General features: G+C 46.4%; 15 protein-coding genes. 7 read left to right on the top strand and 8 right to left on the bottom strand.

The genetic code is table 11. The features are described 5' to 3' along the window. Nucleotides 1–69 precede the first annotated feature (69 nt). The 3 genes from NDI35_RS14410 (at nucleotide 70) to sppA (ending at nucleotide 4,028) form a co-directional block, all read left to right on the top strand. A complete protein-coding gene (locus NDI35_RS14410) occupies nucleotides 70–753 on the top strand; it encodes an SDR family oxidoreductase (RefSeq protein ID WP_445313332.1) in 684 nt (227 codons plus the stop codon). Nucleotides 754–899: 146 nt separating this feature from the next. Then, on the top strand, nucleotides 900–1,949 hold the full coding sequence (fni, locus tag NDI35_RS14405) for a type 2 isopentenyl-diphosphate Delta-isomerase (RefSeq protein ID WP_445313331.1): 1,050 nt from the start codon (nucleotides 900–902) through the stop codon (nucleotides 1,947–1,949). Nucleotides 1,950–2,207: 258 nt separating this feature from the next. Next, nucleotides 2,208–4,028, top strand: coding sequence for a signal peptide peptidase SppA (gene sppA / locus NDI35_RS14400; RefSeq protein ID WP_445313330.1), 1,821 nt, complete (start codon nucleotides 2,208–2,210; stop codon nucleotides 4,026–4,028). Nucleotides 4,029–4,257: 229 nt separating this feature from the next. Here the strand turns inward: sppA and NDI35_RS14395 are convergent, their stop codons facing one another. Beyond that, nucleotides 4,258–4,527: a GlsB/YeaQ/YmgE family stress response membrane protein gene (locus NDI35_RS14395; protein ID WP_333254469.1), complete on the bottom strand. Its 270-nt coding sequence runs from the start codon at nucleotides 4,525–4,527 to the stop codon at nucleotides 4,258–4,260. A gap of 298 nt (nucleotides 4,528–4,825) precedes the next feature. Here NDI35_RS14395 and NDI35_RS14390 point away from each other — a divergent pair, with 298 nt between their 5' ends. Continuing rightward, entirely contained in the window at nucleotides 4,826–6,013 is a 1,188-nt protein-coding gene (locus NDI35_RS14390; protein ID WP_445313329.1) for a glycosyltransferase family 2 protein, read from the top strand. A gap of 126 nt (nucleotides 6,014–6,139) precedes the next feature. On the opposite strand, the gene NDI35_RS14385 is transcribed toward NDI35_RS14390, so the two are convergent. Continuing rightward, nucleotides 6,140–6,850: a carbonic anhydrase gene (locus tag NDI35_RS14385; protein WP_445313328.1), complete on the bottom strand. Its 711-nt coding sequence runs from the start codon at nucleotides 6,848–6,850 to the stop codon at nucleotides 6,140–6,142. Between the two features lie 242 nt (nucleotides 6,851–7,092). On the opposite strand from NDI35_RS14385, the gene NDI35_RS14380 reads away from it, so the two are divergent. Further along, on the top strand, nucleotides 7,093–7,908 hold the full coding sequence (locus tag NDI35_RS14380) for an MOSC domain-containing protein (RefSeq protein WP_445313327.1): 816 nt from the start codon (nucleotides 7,093–7,095) through the stop codon (nucleotides 7,906–7,908). Nucleotides 7,909–7,927: 19 nt separating this feature from the next. Here NDI35_RS14380 and ylqF read toward each other — a convergent pair whose 3' ends face one another. After that, complete coding sequence (gene ylqF, locus NDI35_RS14375) at nucleotides 7,928–8,782, bottom strand: ribosome biogenesis GTPase YlqF (RefSeq protein WP_445313326.1); 855 nt, start codon at nucleotides 8,780–8,782, stop codon at nucleotides 7,928–7,930. A 178-nt stretch (nucleotides 8,783–8,960) separates the two neighbouring features. Next, a complete protein-coding gene (locus tag NDI35_RS14370) occupies nucleotides 8,961–9,374 on the bottom strand; it encodes a universal stress protein (RefSeq protein WP_333045478.1) in 414 nt (137 codons plus the stop codon). A gap of 183 nt (nucleotides 9,375–9,557) precedes the next feature. Between NDI35_RS14370 and NDI35_RS14365 the strand changes: the two genes are divergently transcribed. After that, nucleotides 9,558–10,757: a phosphoglycerate kinase gene (locus tag NDI35_RS14365; protein WP_445313325.1), complete on the top strand. Its 1,200-nt coding sequence runs from the start codon at nucleotides 9,558–9,560 to the stop codon at nucleotides 10,755–10,757. A gap of 191 nt (nucleotides 10,758–10,948) precedes the next feature. After that, complete coding sequence (locus NDI35_RS14360) at nucleotides 10,949–11,665, top strand: pentapeptide repeat-containing protein (RefSeq protein ID WP_445313324.1); 717 nt, start codon at nucleotides 10,949–10,951, stop codon at nucleotides 11,663–11,665. Nucleotides 11,666–11,887: 222 nt separating this feature from the next. Here NDI35_RS14360 and NDI35_RS14355 read toward each other — a convergent pair whose 3' ends face one another. The 4 genes from NDI35_RS14355 to NDI35_RS14340 form a co-directional block, all read right to left on the bottom strand. Then, nucleotides 11,888–12,664: a response regulator gene (locus NDI35_RS14355; RefSeq protein WP_445313323.1), complete on the bottom strand. Its 777-nt coding sequence runs from the start codon at nucleotides 12,662–12,664 to the stop codon at nucleotides 11,888–11,890. Between the two features lie 202 nt (nucleotides 12,665–12,866). Beyond that, a complete protein-coding gene (locus NDI35_RS14350) occupies nucleotides 12,867–14,213 on the bottom strand; it encodes an EAL domain-containing response regulator (protein WP_445313322.1) in 1,347 nt (448 codons plus the stop codon). 583 nt (nucleotides 14,214–14,796) lie between these two features. Next, nucleotides 14,797–15,066 (bottom strand): hypothetical protein, encoded by a 270-nt coding sequence (locus NDI35_RS14345; protein ID WP_445313321.1) that lies wholly within the window; start codon nucleotides 15,064–15,066, stop codon nucleotides 14,797–14,799. Between the two features lie 80 nt (nucleotides 15,067–15,146). After that, nucleotides 15,147–17,051 carry a protein kinase domain-containing protein gene (locus NDI35_RS14340; protein ID WP_445313320.1) on the bottom strand — a complete coding sequence of 635 codons (1,905 nt, stop codon included), beginning with the start codon at nucleotides 17,049–17,051 and terminating at the stop codon, nucleotides 15,147–15,149. Nucleotides 17,052–17,058: the final 7 nt, after the last annotated feature.

Genomic DNA, 17,058 nt, shown 5'->3' with positions numbered 1-17,058 from the left:
TGCGATCGATTTGTCAATTCACCAGTCAATATGTATTGTATTACTTAATGTCAAACTTGGAGCAAATCTATGACAAAATTAATTGTAATTACCGGAGTCAGTCGCGGTCTAGGTCTTGCCATGACCGAAAAATTTATTGAATTGGGACATACAGTTGTGGGATGCGCCCGTTCTGCCGAAGCGGTGGAAAAACTCCAACAAAAATATAGTGCGCCCCAGCATTTTACTTGTTTGGATGTCACCAACGACGATCGAGTAAAAGCTTGGGCAACAGAAATTCTGGCAAAAAATGAGCCACCAGATTTGCTAATTAATAATGCAGGTATAGCTAATCATCTCGCGCCTCTTTGGAATGTCAGTAACGAAGAATTTTCCCAGGTAATTGATGTGAATATTAAAGGTACGGCTAATGTAATTCGTCACTTTGTCCCGGCAATGATGTCTCGAAAAAGCGGCACAATTGTCAACTTTAGTTCTGGTTGGGGAAGGTCAACTTCGCCGGAAGTCGCGCCCTATTGCGCTTCTAAGTGGGCAATAGAAGGACTTACGCGATCGCTCGCTCAAGAATTGCCCGCAGGTATGGCAGCAGTTCCTTTGAATCCGGGGATAATTCACACCGATATGCTGGACATTTGTTTCGGCGAAGATGCGGCCAATTACACATCAACCAAAGCATGGGTGCAAAAAGCAGTTCCTTTTTTACTAAAATTAAAACCTTCAGATAACGGAATGCCGCTTACTGTTCCTGGATAATACAGCAACCCCTACAGGATTTGCGAACATCTCTCTTTTCTTCTCCTCTGTGCCCTCTGCGCTCTCTGCGGTTCATTAAAAAAGATTCAAAAATGAAATAAAATTGCTATATTCCCAAATCAAAACTCTTTCCCCAAATAGCAACTGTGAACTTGCCGCTAACCTCCCCCTCGCAAACCGAAACCCGCAAAGCAGACCACCTGCGGATCTGCCTCGAAGAAGACGTACAATTTCGCGAAACTACCAGCGGCCTCGAACGCTACCGTTTTGAACACTGCTGTTTGCCAGAACTCGATCGCACTGAAATTGATTTAACCTCCACATTTATCGGCAAAAAACTAGCCGTTCCCCTGCTAATTTCCTCGATGACAGGCGGCACAGAATTAGCCCAGACAATCAATTATCGCCTTGCTGATGTCGCTCAAGAATACAAACTAGCAATGGGAGTCGGTTCCCAGCGAATCGTTGTAGAAAATCCTCAACTAGCTCCTACATTTGCAGTCCGTCGCCGCGCTCCCGATATTCTGTTATTTGCCAATATCGGAGCAGTTCAATTAAACTACAATTACGGTTTGGAAGAGTGCCAAAAAATTGTCGATATTTTAGAAGCAGACGCACTATTTTTGCACCTCAATCCGCTGCAAGAGTGCGTCCAAACCGAAGGTGATACTAACTTTAAAGGACTGCTAGATAAAATTGCCAAATTGTGCGCTAAATTACCAGTACCAGTTATTGCTAAAGAAGTCGGCAACGGTATTTCAGGAAAGATGGCAAAGAAATTGCTCGCTGCGGGGGTAGGTGCGATCGACATTGCCGGGGCCGGAGGCACTTCTTGGGCGAAAATAGAAGGAGAGCGAGCTAAAGATGGCAAGCAGCGCAGGTTGGGCGCAACCTTTGCCGACTGGGGAATACCAACAGCCGAGTGCATTGTCAGCACCCGCGCCGTAGCGCCGGATGTTCCTCTGATTGCCTCTGGAGGATTGCAGAATGGGTTGGATGCAGCGAAGGCGATCGCCCTGGGCGCGGATATTGCGGGACTGGCGCGGCCGTTTCTGCAAGCTGCAGCGGAATCGGAATCAGCCGCAGCCCTCCTAGCTGAGGCTTTAATTGCAGAAATCGCCACCGTCATGTTCTGTACGGGCTGCGGTAATTTGGATGAGTTAAAACATTCTGGGGTTTTGGAAAGGTTAAGATAAAAGAGAGTCAGCAGTCAAAAGTCATTAGTCAGCAGTCAAAAGTCATTAGCTAATAACTACGACAGGAAATAATTGTTTAGTCCTAGTTGCAGGAATTACCCATAATATCGTTTGCGCTGGCATCGGAATAATATTTTTTCGAGTGCAGTGCGAGCGACCAGCTCCCACGCTCGGTATTATTCCGTTCTAACCGGATTTGCTATAACTAATGACTAATGACTATTGACTATTGACTAATAACTAATTACCAATTATCTAATGAAAGATTTCCTAAAATATACCTGTGCAAGTTTACTGGGAACCTTCCTAGGACTGCTGCTGCTGGGCAGCATCGGATTGGGGGGACTGGTACTACTAATTGCTATGGCGGCATCGTCGTCTAAAGATTCGGGCCCGCAAGTTAAAGATAAGTCTGTATTGGTATTAGACCTTTCTTTAAATATCACCGACAGCAAACCGAGCCGTAGCACTAGCGCGGCGATTGAAGAAGTGCTTTCGGAAGATTCCGGCGATACAGTGACGCTGCGGACTGTTTTAGACACGATCGAATATGCGAAAAAAGACCCTAAAATCGTTGGCCTTTATCTTGAAGGCAGCTCAAATTCGAGCAACAGCGGGTTTGCCAATCTCAAAGAAGTTCGATCGGCCTTGCAGCGTTTCCGAGATGCCAAAAAACCCATTTTTGCTTACCAGATGGACTGGAATGAGCGAGATTATTACCTCGGTTCCGTTGCTAATACAATTGCCGTCAATCCTTACGGCGCTTTGGAAATCAACGGTTTTAGCAGTCAGGCAATGTTTTTGACTGGTGCTTTTGAAAAATACGGCGTGGGAGTGCAAGTGACTCGCGTCGGCAAATACAAGTCAGCCGTTGAGCCGTTTTTGCTCACAAAAATGAGTCCCGAAAATCGCCAGCAAACTCAAAAGTTGCTCGGAGATATGTGGGGAGACTACCTGAAAACTGTCGCTCCGAGCCGCAAAGTGACTGTTCCGCAACTGCAAGCGATTGCAGATAATGGCGGAACTTTAATGGCTGACGAAGCTCTCAAAAACAAGTTAGTTGATAAAGTTGTATACTTTGACGAAATATCGACCGAACTCAAAAAACTTACAGGAACCGATCGCGAAAACAAATCTTTCAAGCAAATTAGCTTGAAAAACTACGCCAAAGTTGCTGAGAATAAAAACTCAACTCGCGCTGACAAGAAAAACCAAATTGCTATACTTTACGCAGAGGGAGAGATTGTAGACGGCGAAGGGGGATCGACTCAAGTAGGAGGCGATCGCATCGCTCAATCAATGCGGAAAATCCGAGAAGATGACGACGTAAAAGCAGTGGTTTTGCGCGTCAACAGTCCCGGAGGCAGTGCGACGGCGGCCGAAGTAATTGCACGCGAAGTAATGCTGACGGGGAAAAAGAAACCAGTTATTGTTTCAATGGGCAATTTAGCAGCATCCGGCGGCTATTGGATTTCGATGGGTTCCAACCGCATTTTTGCCGAACCCAATACGATTACCGGTTCTATTGGCGTTTTTGGAATGCTGTTTAACGCCGAAAAGTTGGCTGCTAACAACGGCCTGACTTGGGACGTGGTGAAAACCGCCCGCTTTGCGGATACTAACACGGTTTCCCGTCCAAAAAATCCTCAAGAATTGGCGAATATTCAGAGGATAGTCGATCGCATTTACGATCGATTTATTACTAAAGTCGCCAACTCCCGCAAACTGCCGAAAAACAAGGTACAAGAAATTGCTCAAGGCAGAGTGTGGTCAGGTACGGCCGCGAAACAGTTGGGTTTGGTCGATGAAATTGGCGGGCTTGAAGATGCTGTCAGAGAGGCGGCGAAACAAGCTAAACTCGGCGACGATTGGAAGTTGGAAGAATATCCAAAACGCCGCACTTTGGAGGAGCGAATTTTGGAAAAAATTTCCGGCGTTCACGTTTTGAAACCAGCCACCAAACTCGACCCGCTAACGGCCGAATTTAAGAAAATGCAAGATGAATTGGCTGTGATCAAGTCGATGAATGACCCGCAGGGGGTTTATGTTCGCTTGCCTTTCAATTTGCGGATTGATTAATTAATATCAAGTCCGGGATGTTTACCCCTTTATTCTTCAGTCCCCCTCTGTGCGGACGAAAGTTTTGCTCTTGAACCGTTGCAAGCGCTGAGTCTGATAGGGGTTTTTAACCCGGATTTGGTAAAAGTAGGCTGACGCATCCTACAAACAACTGAAAAACCCGGTTTCTAGAAGAAACCGGGTTTATGAATACCCTAAAAGTCGATCGACTGGAAATTGGCAATATTTGTTATGCAGCACGCTGAGTTAACAATCCCCAGATGAAAAGTAGAACGATCGCACCTACAACTGCAAAAGCTATGCTGGGTAGAGTCAATGCTCCGAAGGATGCTCCCCCGCTCGTCCCCAGTAAGACTTGACCTAAATAACCTCCCACTAGGGCGCCCAAAATTCCTAAACCTGTTGTTGCCAGAAAGCCACCGCCTTGAGTTCCCGGATAAATGGCTTTGGCTAGCGCACCGGCAATCAGTCCTAAAACGATCCAAGCAATAATTCCCATTTCTTTTTCTCCTGAATACTTAAACTTTTCTTGTGCCTTGTCTTATGTTCTAAGAATAACAACCCCTATCCCGCTCTTACCTCTACCGCAGGGATGAACCGAAAGTGGTAGGATTTCTCATGAATCGTCCGAGTTTGAGGCTTTTTAATATCTCAAAAGAGTTAACCCGCTTTTTCTAGGGAACAAAGGTACTTATGCTCAAACCACAAGGAAATAGGAGAATTTTTTCTGGGACTGTTTGTGTTTTACTGGTAAAAAAATTACAATAATTTTGTGAAACGAGGAAAGTTTGCGCCCGATGGATCTCACTCTGTGCATGATTGTGAAGAATGAAGAGGCAACACTGTCGCGGACTTTGGACAGCGTTAAGGGTGTTGTTGACGAAATAGTGGTGGTGGATACGGGATCGGGCGATCGCACCCGTGAAATTGCCCGAGAATCCGGGGCGAGGGTTTATGACTTTGAATGGTGCGACGACTTCGCAGCGGCGCGCAACGAGTGTCTGAAGCACGCCCAGGGCGACTGGATTTTGGTATTAGATGCCGATGAGGTTTTGGTACCGGAGATTCTACCTCAGATTAAGCAGGCAATTGCGAGCGATCGGCTGCTGCTAATCAATCTCATCCGCCAAGAAATCGGTGCCTCTCAATCTCCCTATTCCCTAGTGTCGCGCTTGTTTCGCAATCGCCTCGATATCCGCTTTTCTCGCCCTTACCACGCAATGGTAGACGACAGCGTGGCTGAGATTTTGCAGAGGGAACCACAATGGAAAATAGCTTCTCTCCCCGATGTGGCGATTTGGCACTCTGGTTATCAAAAAGATGCGATCGCCGCAAAAAGTAAATTCCAAAAAGCTCAAGCAGCAATGGAACGCTATATAGCTTATTATCCCCACGATGCTTATGCTTGTAGCAAATTAGGTGCGCTGTATGTAGAAAGCGGGCAAATTGGGCGGGGAATTAATTTATTAACCAAAGGCTTGACTGCCGAGGGCATTGATGATTCTATTGTTTACGAGCTGAACTATCATTTGGGAATTGCTTATCGCCAGCAGCAGCAGTTTGCCAAAGCAAAAGAACACTATCAAGCGGCAATTAATACCAATGTGTTCCCGCCGCTCAAGTTGGGTGCTTACAATAATTTGGGCAATTTGTTTAAAGATGAAGGTGATTTGAAATCTGCTGAAAAAGCTTACAAAGCAGCTTTAAAAATTGACCCCAATTTTGCAGTAGGTCACTATAATTTAGGGCTGACGCTGAAAGCAGCCGGAAATTTAGCAGATGCGATCGCCTATTACCGACAAGCGATAAAAATCGATCCCGAACACGCGGAAGCTCATCAAAACTTGGCAGTAGCCTTGCTGAAAATTGGCAAAATGCCAGAAAGTTTAGCAGAATTTAAAAGAGCGATCGCCCTTCACGAACAGCGCCGCCCTTTTGAAGCAGAACGCCTGCGCCGGGGACTACAAGAAATGGGTTTACTTTAAACTTGCATATCTACTTTATCGTTACCCAATAATTCTTAGGGGCAATCCCCGATGGTTTCCCCTCGCTCCCCAAGGGGTAGGCAAAGAAAGGCACTACCCTACAAATTATGAAAATTACCAGCAAAATCAAGCAATTATCTCTACTTTGCCGCTATCCAAATCGTAGCGGCCCCCAACAACTTTAAGCTTGCCCGCTTTGACTGCTTCAGCTAAAATAGGCGACGAGGATTGTAACTTATTTACATTCATTTTCACATTAGCTCTGACTGCGTTATCCCAGGCATCGCCTGTTTGACCTTTGGTCGAATCAACTGCCGGTTTAATCGCCGCCACCAAAGTGCTAATGTGACCCGGCACAGCTTTGCCATCTAAAGCTGCTTTGACAGCACCGCAGCGTTCGTGACCCAGAATTACTAATAGTGGTACGCCTAATTCTAAGGTCGCATATTCTATATTTCCGAGAACCACATCGTCGAGAAAATTGCCAGCTATTCGGATATCAAATAAATCCCCCAATCCTTGGTCGAAAATAATTTCGGGAGCAACGCGCGAATCAGAACAAGCCAGGATGGTTGCAAACGGATGTTGACCCTTTGCTACTTCTACAATTCGCGATCGAGCTTGGTCGGGAAATGTCCGTTTTTGCTCCATGTAGCGTTGATTCCCCTCCATTAATTTCTTAAGAGCACTGCTAGGAGTAAGCTCAGAGATTGCCTCCGCCTTTGCTGCTTCGGCTTGTAAAAACGCAGGTGCAAAGCTTGCCGCCAGCATCCCTGCACCAGCCTTCAACATTAAATTACGTCTCGAAATCATGCCTTTTTTTCCGCTTTCAGTCATTGCTTATAACTCGGTTCCATTGTTGAAGTTTTTCTATTTTATAGCATAATATATACCACAAGCTAAGTCAGACTTCTTTGATTTTTCTTTACAAGGTACTCCGGCACAATGTAAACTTCAAAAAAGCGACCCATTTTTATTTCATTCATATTTTATTTAGTAAAGCCAACTGCGGTCATCCTTCTGCAGGCAGGGGATGCTAGAATGTATCTAAAACGACAATTATTTATCAATGGCTCGAAATGTCCTACGTCGCCAGCATTCATATCTATCCGGTCAAGTCCCTTGACGGCATAGCAGTCAGTCAAGCAACTATTCTAGCCAGCGGAGCTCTAGAAGGCGATCGCTCTTTTGCAATCTGCGATGCAGCAGGAGAATTGGTTAACACTAAGCACAACAGCGGAGTCCGTTTTCTACGCTTATCCTTTGATATCAAAAAGAGAATTGCCGGTCTGAAAATTCAAGGCACCGAACAAGAAATATTTTTTCATGTAGATAGAGAACGCCCGGGAATAGAATCTTGGTTGAGCAACTACTTCGGTTTCCCCGTCAAGTTAATTGAAAACTTGCTGACAGGTTTTCCCCACAATACCGCTGCACCAGGGCCAAGCATTATCAGTACCGAAACAATTGCCGAAGTTGCATCTTGGTTTCCGAGAGTTTGCGTTAACGAGATGCGCCATCGCTTGCGAGCTAATATTGAAATAGGAGATGTCCCGGCTTTTTGGGAAGACCAACTTTTCTCACAATCCGATGAAATTGTGAGGTTTAAAATAGGAACAGTAATATTTGAAGCTATTCATCCCGGTCAGCCCTGTATCCTATCTACGCGAAAGTATGGGGCGAAAGCAGGCGAACCCAATTTTAAAAATATACTAACAGCCAAGCAGAAGGAAATCATGCCTGACTTGGTAAAAAAAGGGCATTTAAATCACTTTAGTCGGCTGATAGTTAACACGCGACTCGCACCTCAAGCAGCCGAAAAAATATTACACATAGGAGACGAAGTTCACATTCTCAGCGTCAGCAACTCTCTATTGAATACCATTTCTGATTAGTTGTAGGTTACGAGTCTGATCAAGTCGGCGGCAACTCCAAAGAAAGTTGACCCAAAACACCAGTTCTAAAATCGTTTAACATCTGCCGCGCCGTTCGTTCGACATCTCCTTTATACTTGTCTTTTGCGACCTCGTGCAAATAATCTTCACCATTACTAGAGGCTGGATCTAATTTATACCTGGATTTGAAACCCGATAGTGATATCAACGTGTCATCAGCCGCTTGCAGCCCTCGGAGCAAATCTACCATCGCTGCTGCTACTACCTGATTGTCGTAAGCTGCTTCGCCAATATCTTCGCAAATAGCTAATTTTATGGCATTTTCTTGATTGTTAATTCGGGTTGGGATCACTCCAGGCGCGTCTAATAATTCAATTTCATCAGAAATGCGAATCCATCGGAGCGATTTAGTTACTCCAGCTCTGCGGGCACTGTCCACCACTCTCCGCCCTAACAGCCGATTAATTAGAGCAGATTTTCCCACATTGGGAAAGCCCATCACCACTGCACGGACTGGACGGGGCAGCATACCTCGATCGAACCTTCTTTTATTTAGCTGCACCCCAGCATTCTGCACGGCATCAGCCACAGCGTCTACTCCTTGACCGTGCTCGGCATTAGTAAAATACGCAGTTTCCCCCTGGGCCTCAAACCATGTTTCCCACGCCTCGCGCGATCGAGGCGTAATCATATCCATGCGGTTGATGACCAAGACTCGCGCCTTGCCGCCCACCCAGCTCGGCATTTGGGGGTGAAAAGTAGCCAATGGAATGCGGGCATCTCGGACTTCGAGCACCACATCTACCCGCTTTAGCTGTTCTTTTAATGCCCGTTCAGCTTTGGCAATGTGACCGGGGTACCATTGAATTTTCATTAGTTAGTTGACTGTTGACTGTTAACTGTTGACTATTGTTATTGTTATTGGTTAGTTGTTATTGGTTAGTTGACTGTTGACTGTTGTTATTGGTTAGTTGTTAGTTGTTAGTTCTTGAATGACAACCGTCAACTGCCAACAGTCAACTGCCAACAGTCAACTGTCAACTGACAACTGACTAAGGCACAATCAAAACTGCACAAGGAGACAGATTGATCACCCGATTGGTAACGCTGTCAGACGCCCCATCATCGGTTAAACCCATCCCCCGACAGCCCATCACAATCAAATCGGCCCCAATTTCGTCAGCCACATCGCAAATCGTGAAAGCAGGTTTGCCTTCCCGTTCGATGATTTCAGCTTCAATTCCCTGCTGGGAAAACATCGATTGGGCCTCAGAAAGAAGTTTGGCGACTGCTTCGGGGGAAGTCATCACCTCTCGCGCGGGGGCGTCGGCCTCCTCGGCTGGGGGCTCGACTACCGAGAGAATAACTAAGCGAGAGGCGTAGGTTTTCACGATATTGACCACCTTTTCGGCAGCTTCGCGGGCTTCTCGGCTTTGATCTACAGGAAATAAGACAGTCTTGAACATACTGCGCATCTCCGGGACGCGGACTCCGATAAAATGTTTACGTTGAGCCAATCAGTGCCGTTTGTTTCATCTTCCGTTTTTTGTACGGACGCGGTTGAATGCGTCCGAGGCCCAAGTGCAAGTGACCAGTGCCGCCATTTCAACGGAATTCGACAAAAACACACATATTAGGAGGTTAATCCTGTGACAAAAAAAACTGTAGCAAATTTATCGGCATCGGACTTATCGGGCAAACGGGTATTGGTGCGGGCGGACTTTAACGTGCCGCTCGACAACGGCAATATCACCGATGATACTCGCATCCGGGCGGCTCTGCCGACAATTCAAGATTTAGCGTCCAAGGGCGCTAAGGTGATTTTGTGCAGCCACTTCGGCCGTCCCAAGGGTGTGACGGAGAAGTTGCGCTTGACGCCGGTTGCGAAACGCCTGTCGGAATTGTTGGGCAAAGAGGTCAAAAAGACTGACGACTGCATCGGTGATGAAGTCGCTGCTACAGTCGCCGGGATGCAAGATGGCGATGTGCTGTTGCTGGAAAATGTCCGCTTCTACCCAGAGGAGGAGGCCAACGACCCGGAATTTGCTAAGAAGTTAGCTTCTGTGGCCGATTTGTATGTCAATGATGCTTTTGGTACGGCTCACCGGGCTCACGCTTCTACTGAGGGCGTTACTAAGTATCTGAGTCCTTCTGTGGCTGGGTTTTTGATGGAGAAGGAACTGCAATATCTCGGCAGTGCGATCGACAATCCTCAGCGTCCTTTAGCTGCTATAATCGGCGGTTCTAAGGTTTCCAGCAAGATTGGAGTCATCGAAAAACTGCTCGAAAAGTGCGACAAACTGCTGTTGGGCGGTGGCATGGTTTTCACCTTCTACAAAGCTCGCGGCTTGAACGTTGGCAAGTCTTTGGTGGAAGATGACAAGCTGGATCTGGCTAAGTCTTTGGAAGCTAAGGCGAAAGAACGGGGAGTTGCTTTTCTGTTACCTACTGATGTGGTAGTTGCTGACAAGTTTGCTGCTGATGCTAACACTCAAACTGTCTCTGTTGAAAGCATCCCCGACGGTTGGATGGGTTTGGATATCGGGCCGGATTCAGTAAAAACTTTCCAAGATGCTTTGGCCGATTGCAAAACGGTGATCTGGAACGGGCCTATGGGCGTGTTTGAGATGGAGAAGTTTGCTGTAGGAACTGAAGGTATCGCTCATTCTTTGGCTGGACTTACTAAAACTGGTACTACCACAATTATCGGTGGTGGTGACTCGGTGGCGGCTGTGGAACAGTTGAATTTAGGTGAACAAATGAGCCACATTTCCACTGGTGGCGGTGCTAGTTTGGAGCTGCTAGAAGGTAAGGAATTGCCTGGTGTTGCTGCTTTAGATGAAGCTTAATTAAGTTAAGTAGGGCGGGCTTTGCCCGCCTTGCTGGAATCTGGTCTAAATCCTTGGCTGCGAATAGGTTTTTTGGGGATTTACCGCAGAGGGCGCAGAGAACGCAGAGGAAGAGAAAAGAGAGAAGGATATGGGTTTAAAGTCTACAGTTTGCTAGTATAATTTGTTTGAAGTAGCAGTGAGGTTTGTTTGTGAAACTTAAAATCTTGGCAACTGTAACGGCAAGTTTAGCTTTGTTTGGGCTGGCAGCTCCCGTTAAGGCTCAAAATCCCGATCATGTTAGGCAATTGCTGGAAACTAAAGAGTGCGAAGGTTGTGACTTGAGAAATGCTGATTTGTTCAAGGCTAGCTTGTACAGAGCTAATTTAAGAGGAGCCGATTTAAGCGGAGCAAATCTCTATGAAGCTAATTTGCTAGAAGCGAATTTAAGTGATGCTAATTTGGCAAATGCTAACTTAGTTAATGCCGAGATGTACGGTGCTGAATTGAATGGTGCTAATCTGCGAAATGCGGATTTGTCTAATGCTTTTTTGGGGCGAGCGAATCTGACGAGTGCGGATTTGCGCGGTGCTAAACTTTTTAATGCGAATCTGGGGGAAGCTTATCTGCTGCAAGCTAATTTGTCGAATGCCGATTTGAGACGTTCGCTGTTGTTTAGAGTTAATTTGCATCGTGCAAACTTAAGCGGAGCCGATATGTCTTTCGCGGATGTGCGCGATACTAATTTGCAGAATGCTATTTTGTCAAATACTAGGCTTCCTGGGGCTCAATTGACCGGGACAAATATTGATGCGGCCAATAACGTGCGGCAGGCTGATTTGGAACGTGCCAACTTGCGAGGTACGAATTTGGGGCCAGGGGTTTGCGTTATAAATAATTTTCCTTATTGTGTTTTGAATGTGGAATAATCTGCTTGCTGAGTGCGTCAGCCTCCTTTTTTGGGCAGCTACGGGAGTTTTTGCTCCCGCCCAAAAACGGATACAAGTTTCCCACTGAAGTTGTGGAAAGATCAAAATTTTAGACTAAAGTTCTAGCTCCCAGATGAATCTGTGGAATAAATCTAAAATCTAAAATCTAAAATCTAAAATCGACTGACTGGCTGGCTGGCGCACCCTAAGTTGATATCCGAGCTAAGTTTGAGGTGGTTTGTATCCTCTTTCTAGGGCAAATCTCACAAGCTGGGCACGATTTTCTAACTGTAATTTACTGAAAATGCTGCCTAAATGAGCTTGCACAGTCCGGGGGCTAATAAACAGCCGATCGCTAATTTGTTTGTTAGTATAACCCTGGATAACCTCCCAAAAAACTCTTTCCTCGGCTGGTGTTAAAGGCAAAGGTGCAGGTGCTGGCAATACTGCCACCAATTGTGGTTCCACCGCCCTACCGCTAGAAGTTTGAAGCAGTCGGACAATCTCGGCGTGAATGCGGTGAGAGCGCTCTAACTGCGCCTTTACCTTAGCTAAGATTTCTTCAGACTGAAAAGGTTTTACCAGATAATCGTCAGCGCCGATCGAATGACCTTCAACTTTTGACTCCAACTCGCCTTGACCCGACAAAAATATAAAGGGAACTAACTGTCCCAAACGGGTAGTTCGCAAACGGCGACAAAACTCAAACCCGTCCATTTCCGGCATCATGACATCTGAAATTACCAAATCTGGGGGGGCATTTTCAAAAATCGAGAGCGCCTCAACCCCTGAATTAGCGCATTCCACCCGATATCCTTGACTTTCCAGGTACATTGCTAAGACTGTTTGACAGTCTGCTTCGTCGTCAACCACTAATATTCTTTCCATGACAGGCTTGCACCAATTCCAGTTGGACAGTTCTTGAAACTGCCAGTCCCAAAGTAGGAACTTAATTGAGTTTACCTCCTGCAACTTGATAAAGGCTCGCAATTTCAACACGCCACACTTTCTCAAATAGTCCAATTAGGGGCGCCGAGCGCATAAAAGGGGAAGCAGTAGAGCAATATGAGGAACAATCTCCTTCTTGGATTCGCCTATCATCAAAAGCTACAACTTTTTACGAGGAAGCGCCAACTTTTATGCAGAAAATAGAAGGTAAAAGAAATAATTTTACCCTATAAAACAGAAATCTTAGTGACACTTACACTATTCCTAGACCCGACATTGAAAGGTTTTTAGATTTTTCGGGTTCGGACACAGGTACAAAAGGGACAACGCGACCAGGTGCTGCTGCTGGGGGCGGCGCGAACAAACTCGGGTCGGCAACCAACATACTTTCAATTATTGCTGCTGGTTCGGGGCGACTGAACAGATACCCCTGCATGATATCGCACTGATGTTGTTTCAAAAAATCTAGTTCTGCTTCTGTTTCCACTCCCTCAGCAATTACAGTCATATTCAAACTGTGACCCAGTAAAATTACTGCTGTAGTAATAGCAGCATTTTGAGTATCTTCGTTGGCATTACGGACGAAAATTCGATCGATCTTTAAACTGTCAAAAGCAAATTGCTTAAGATATCCTAAAGTAGCGTAACCGGTACCGAAGTCGTCAATAGCAATCCGAATTCCTAGAGCTTTTAGTTGGTTTAAAGTAGCGCCTGCTACTGTCGCATTTTCCACCAAAGCGCTTTCGGTCATTTCTAATTCTAAATTAGCAGGCTCTAAACCTGTAGTTTCCAATATTTGGACGATTCGCGCCTTGAGTTCCGGGTCAGACAACTGCCGGGCCGACAAGTTTACTGATATTGTAAATGGCGAAAACCCCGCCGCCAGCCAACTAGCGGCTTGAGCGCAAGCTGAAAGCAGTACCCACTCGCCAATCTGAATAATTAAACCTGTTTCTTCTGCTAAGGGAATAAATTCGCAGGGAGAAATTATTCCTCGATCGGGATTTTGCCAGCGGACTAAAGCTTCGGCGCCGATAACTTGACCGGTAGCAATATTCACTTGTGGCTGATAGTATACCTGAAACTCACCTTGTGCCAAAGCGTGGCGCAACAAAGCTTCGAGAGCAAACTTTTCAGGAGAGAGGGTTGTAACCTTGGTGGAGTCGTTAACTAAATCTTTGAGTCTGGCTTCTGCTTGGTGAAGTGCGACTGTTAGCGGTTGAGTAATAGTTTGCCGTTTCAAGACGCGAGAAGCAATGGCCCCTAGCAATTCAGCCTTGGTAAACGGCTTTGTCAAGTAATCGTCTGCCCCCAATTCCATCCCCCGACGAAAATCGGTTTTGTCACTTTGAGCCGTGAGGAAAATAAATGGAATTGTTGCAGCCAGCGAGTTTTGCCGCAGAGTCCGCAACACGTCATAACCGTCGAGTTCCGGCATCTGCACGTCGCACAAAATTAAATCCGGTATCTCCGAAAGTGCCATCTGCACCCCAGCTCGACCGTTTTCCGCCGCAATGACCCGGTAGCTGTGAGATTCCAGGAGTTGCAGAAGAGTTTCCCGGATTAATTCGTCGTCTTCAATCACCAAAATTTTGAGCATGATACTTAGATAATAGATGGCACTATATATCTGAACCTGACTAACTCTAGCATACTCAAACTAGCAAATTAATAATTCAGCTAATTAGCCAATAAATGATTAGCCAAATGGCTGAATATTTCCCCTCGGTTCTTAAGTCACAATCAAAGAACTGCCCAAATTGGGAAGATTTCGATCTCTTTCAAGAGCAGAAAACTGCTGCGCCCGACTTGTTTGATAAATTTTTATTACAAAATACCCGATATTTATCATAAAAAAAAATTAGCCAACAGTTTCAGTGCGCCGATGGCCGAAATTCCTCAGACAATCACTTATATGATTTCCGGTTAATTGTTCATAATTAGTCCGTGTTTGTACTGACAAGTAGAGTATTCTCTCAATGGATGAATCAGGACGCAGTGTCCTGATTCATCCAAAAAAGGATACTTGATTTCAGAGAACAGTCGTAGAGAGATAAAAATTTTAGATTAAGGTTCAACCTGCCAGATTCATCTGTGAAGTGAATCTAAAATCTCAACTCTCAAATCGACTAACGGAGAACTTAATTATGGTTCTCTAACCGGAAATCATATTATCCGCGACCTTAATTCACAGGCTTAGTGGAATTCGCGCAAAACTTTTCATCTACAATTGCAGAATTGATACTGACAGCGTGCATGGATGATGACGGAATTATCAGGTCTTGCGGAACTACCACGGTCTTTTTACAAACCAGCTCGCTACTGCCTACAGAGGCAAAGTTCCAAGCATAAAATTCGGGAGTGCTGACTGTCGCATTGGCCGGATGTAAACCTAGTGCAGTCACTAATACTAATCCAAAAGTCACTAAAGCTACGATCGCGAATCTCAGCATATTCTTTGTTTGAACCCGACAACTTGTCTGATTGGTATTACCTTATTATTGCCTGGGTGGATAGAGAGCGTCAATAGCAGTTATTCCGCCGTCAGGTTCAACTCGTAAGCAATCGGCTCAGATGCTTGAGAAACTACCACAAATTCATAATAACCAGCATCATCCAGCAATCCAGACCAACTAAGCCCCTCTGCATCTTCCAGCAAAGCTCGCGCGCCCTTTGTCCGCCCCGGAGTATAAATTGACAGTAGAGTAGATTTGCGCGGTGCTTGCAAATTCACGCGCAAAGTTTGATTTTGAGCGAACCTGGCAATGTAAGCTTTCCCTTCTCCGGGTTTGAGATTGCCTGTGAGGCGTTTGCTCTTCGATAGGCGGTCAAATTCAACGCTTTCAAGAGTTGCTCCAGCTTGTAAGGCTTCGAGTTCGTCGGCGGTAATTGCTTGCCAAATTTGTCCGATCGGCAAACCAATGAGATTGCGATCGCGCGGCTGTTCTGGAAACCAATAAAAGAACCTCGCATCAGCCAAATCGTACAAAGCCCGACTGCTCAAATTCAGCTTGTTAACCTCAGTTTTCCAGCGATCGATATCTGTGGTGTCGTAACTGCCCAACCGCGCTCTAGCGTCGCTGCTGAGATTTTCCAGCTTGTCGAGCAACTCGTCGCCGATTTTTTGCCACCTTTCGCGCCACTGGCGATCTTCCTCGCCTTCTTTTAACAATCGTCCCCCCAATTCCGGGTATTTGGCATAAAAAGTCTCGTCCACAAGGTTGACGTAACCGCTATAGAATCGATCGTCAATTTTGAGCTTTACAAAGCGATCTTGCAAAGCATCTTCTTGCTGCTGCTTCGGGTTTGGAGGCTGGGGAACTTTCTGTACTTTTGATTGCAGATTTAACAAAGAATTGCCCGCAAACCAGCCAACTCCCCCCATAGTTGATAGCACCGCCACCACAAACAAAACCATTTTCCAAGCAGGCATTTTTTGCTGATTGCCAATAGCAGCAACTCGCACCGGAGTTCCCGGCAGTTTTGGCGCGGGGGCGGGCACGGGTATAGGCGAGAGATCCGGCGGCTGCGTGATCCCAAAATCCGGGGCTGGTGGCAAAGGCGGCTGTAAAGGCGGATTGCCGGAGAGAGCGAGCATTACCTCGCGAGCCGAGGAGTAACGCTGGCTCGGCTGTTGAGCAAGCATTTTATCCAGCACCAGGGACAAATTCGGAGACAGAGAACATTCCGCCCGCCAGTTCCAATTCAGCGTTTGGCTGTCGAGCAACTGATGCGGTTCCTTCCCAGTCAGCAACACCAAAACCGTGGCCGCCAAAGCGTACAAATCGCTGTGGGGAGAGACGATACCCATCTGCATCTGTTCGACGGGAGCATAGCCGAGCTTGCCGATGCGAGTCGCGGGGGCGAGAGTTCCGTTAGCCTCAGCGAAAAGAGACTCTACGGTGGCGGCGACTTGTTTTACTCCGCCGAAGTCGATGAGCACCGGCATTCCGTCAGAACTCCGCAGAATCAGGTTGTCCGGGGAGATGTCGCGGTGAATCACTCCCAAAGAGTGAATGTATTCGAGCAGGGGCAAAATCTGCAGCAGCAATTGATTGATTTCTGCTTCTATAAACCGCAAGCCCTGACGCTTGCGGGCGTCGAGCAGAAAGCGGTAAGTTTGACCGGGCACGTAGTCTTGGACGAGAAATAGGTAGCCTCTCTCGCTGATACTGACGCGGAAGAGTTCGCGAAAGCGCGGGATTTGATTGTGTTGCAGCTTGTAGAGCACTCCCGCTTCCCGCTCGAACAGTTCCTCGGATTTTTGTAAAGCGTAACTTCCATGTACTTGGGGCGCAAATTCTTTTAAAACGCAGGGTTCGTTAAATCGGTGGGCGTCTTCAGCTAGGTAGGTGCGTCCGAAGCCTCCGTGTCCCAATTCGCGGACGATGCGGTAGTGGTTGTTGAGAGTTATGCCGGGGTAGATGGGATTGTTCATTGGAACT

The sequence above is a fragment of the Microcoleus vaginatus FACHB-2002 genome, from assembly GCF_040004035.1.
GTDB classification, from domain to species: domain Bacteria; phylum Cyanobacteriota; class Cyanobacteriia; order Cyanobacteriales; family Microcoleaceae; genus Microcoleus; species Microcoleus vaginatus_C.
The sequence above is the reverse complement of the archived record's forward strand: the minus strand, read 5'-3'. Positions and strand labels throughout refer to the sequence as shown.

Coding starts and splice junctions, on each gene's coding strand:
- NDI35_RS14410 (WP_445313332.1), top strand. CDS start 70: ATGACAAAATTAATTGTAATTACCGGAGTCAGTCGCGGTCTAGGTCTT.
- sppA (WP_445313330.1), top strand. CDS start 2,208: ATGAAAGATTTCCTAAAATATACCTGTGCAAGTTTACTGGGAACCTTC.
- NDI35_RS14395 (WP_333254469.1), bottom strand. CDS start 4,527: ATGGGAATTATTGCTTGGATCGTTTTAGGACTGATTGCCGGTGCGCTA.
- NDI35_RS14390 (WP_445313329.1), top strand. CDS start 4,826: ATGGATCTCACTCTGTGCATGATTGTGAAGAATGAAGAGGCAACACTG.
- NDI35_RS14385 (WP_445313328.1), bottom strand. CDS start 6,850: ATGACTGAAAGCGGAAAAAAAGGCATGATTTCGAGACGTAATTTAATG.
- NDI35_RS14380 (WP_445313327.1), top strand. CDS start 7,093: ATGTCCTACGTCGCCAGCATTCATATCTATCCGGTCAAGTCCCTTGAC.
- ylqF (WP_445313326.1), bottom strand. CDS start 8,782: ATGAAAATTCAATGGTACCCCGGTCACATTGCCAAAGCTGAACGGGCA.
- NDI35_RS14370 (WP_333045478.1), bottom strand. CDS start 9,374: ATGTTCAAGACTGTCTTATTTCCTGTAGATCAAAGCCGAGAAGCCCGC.
- NDI35_RS14350 (WP_445313322.1), bottom strand. CDS start 14,213: ATGCTCAAAATTTTGGTGATTGAAGACGACGAATTAATCCGGGAAACT.
- NDI35_RS14345 (WP_445313321.1), bottom strand. CDS start 15,066: ATGCTGAGATTCGCGATCGTAGCTTTAGTGACTTTTGGATTAGTATTA.
- NDI35_RS14340 (WP_445313320.1), bottom strand. CDS start 17,051: ATGAACAATCCCATCTACCCCGGCATAACTCTCAACAACCACTACCGC.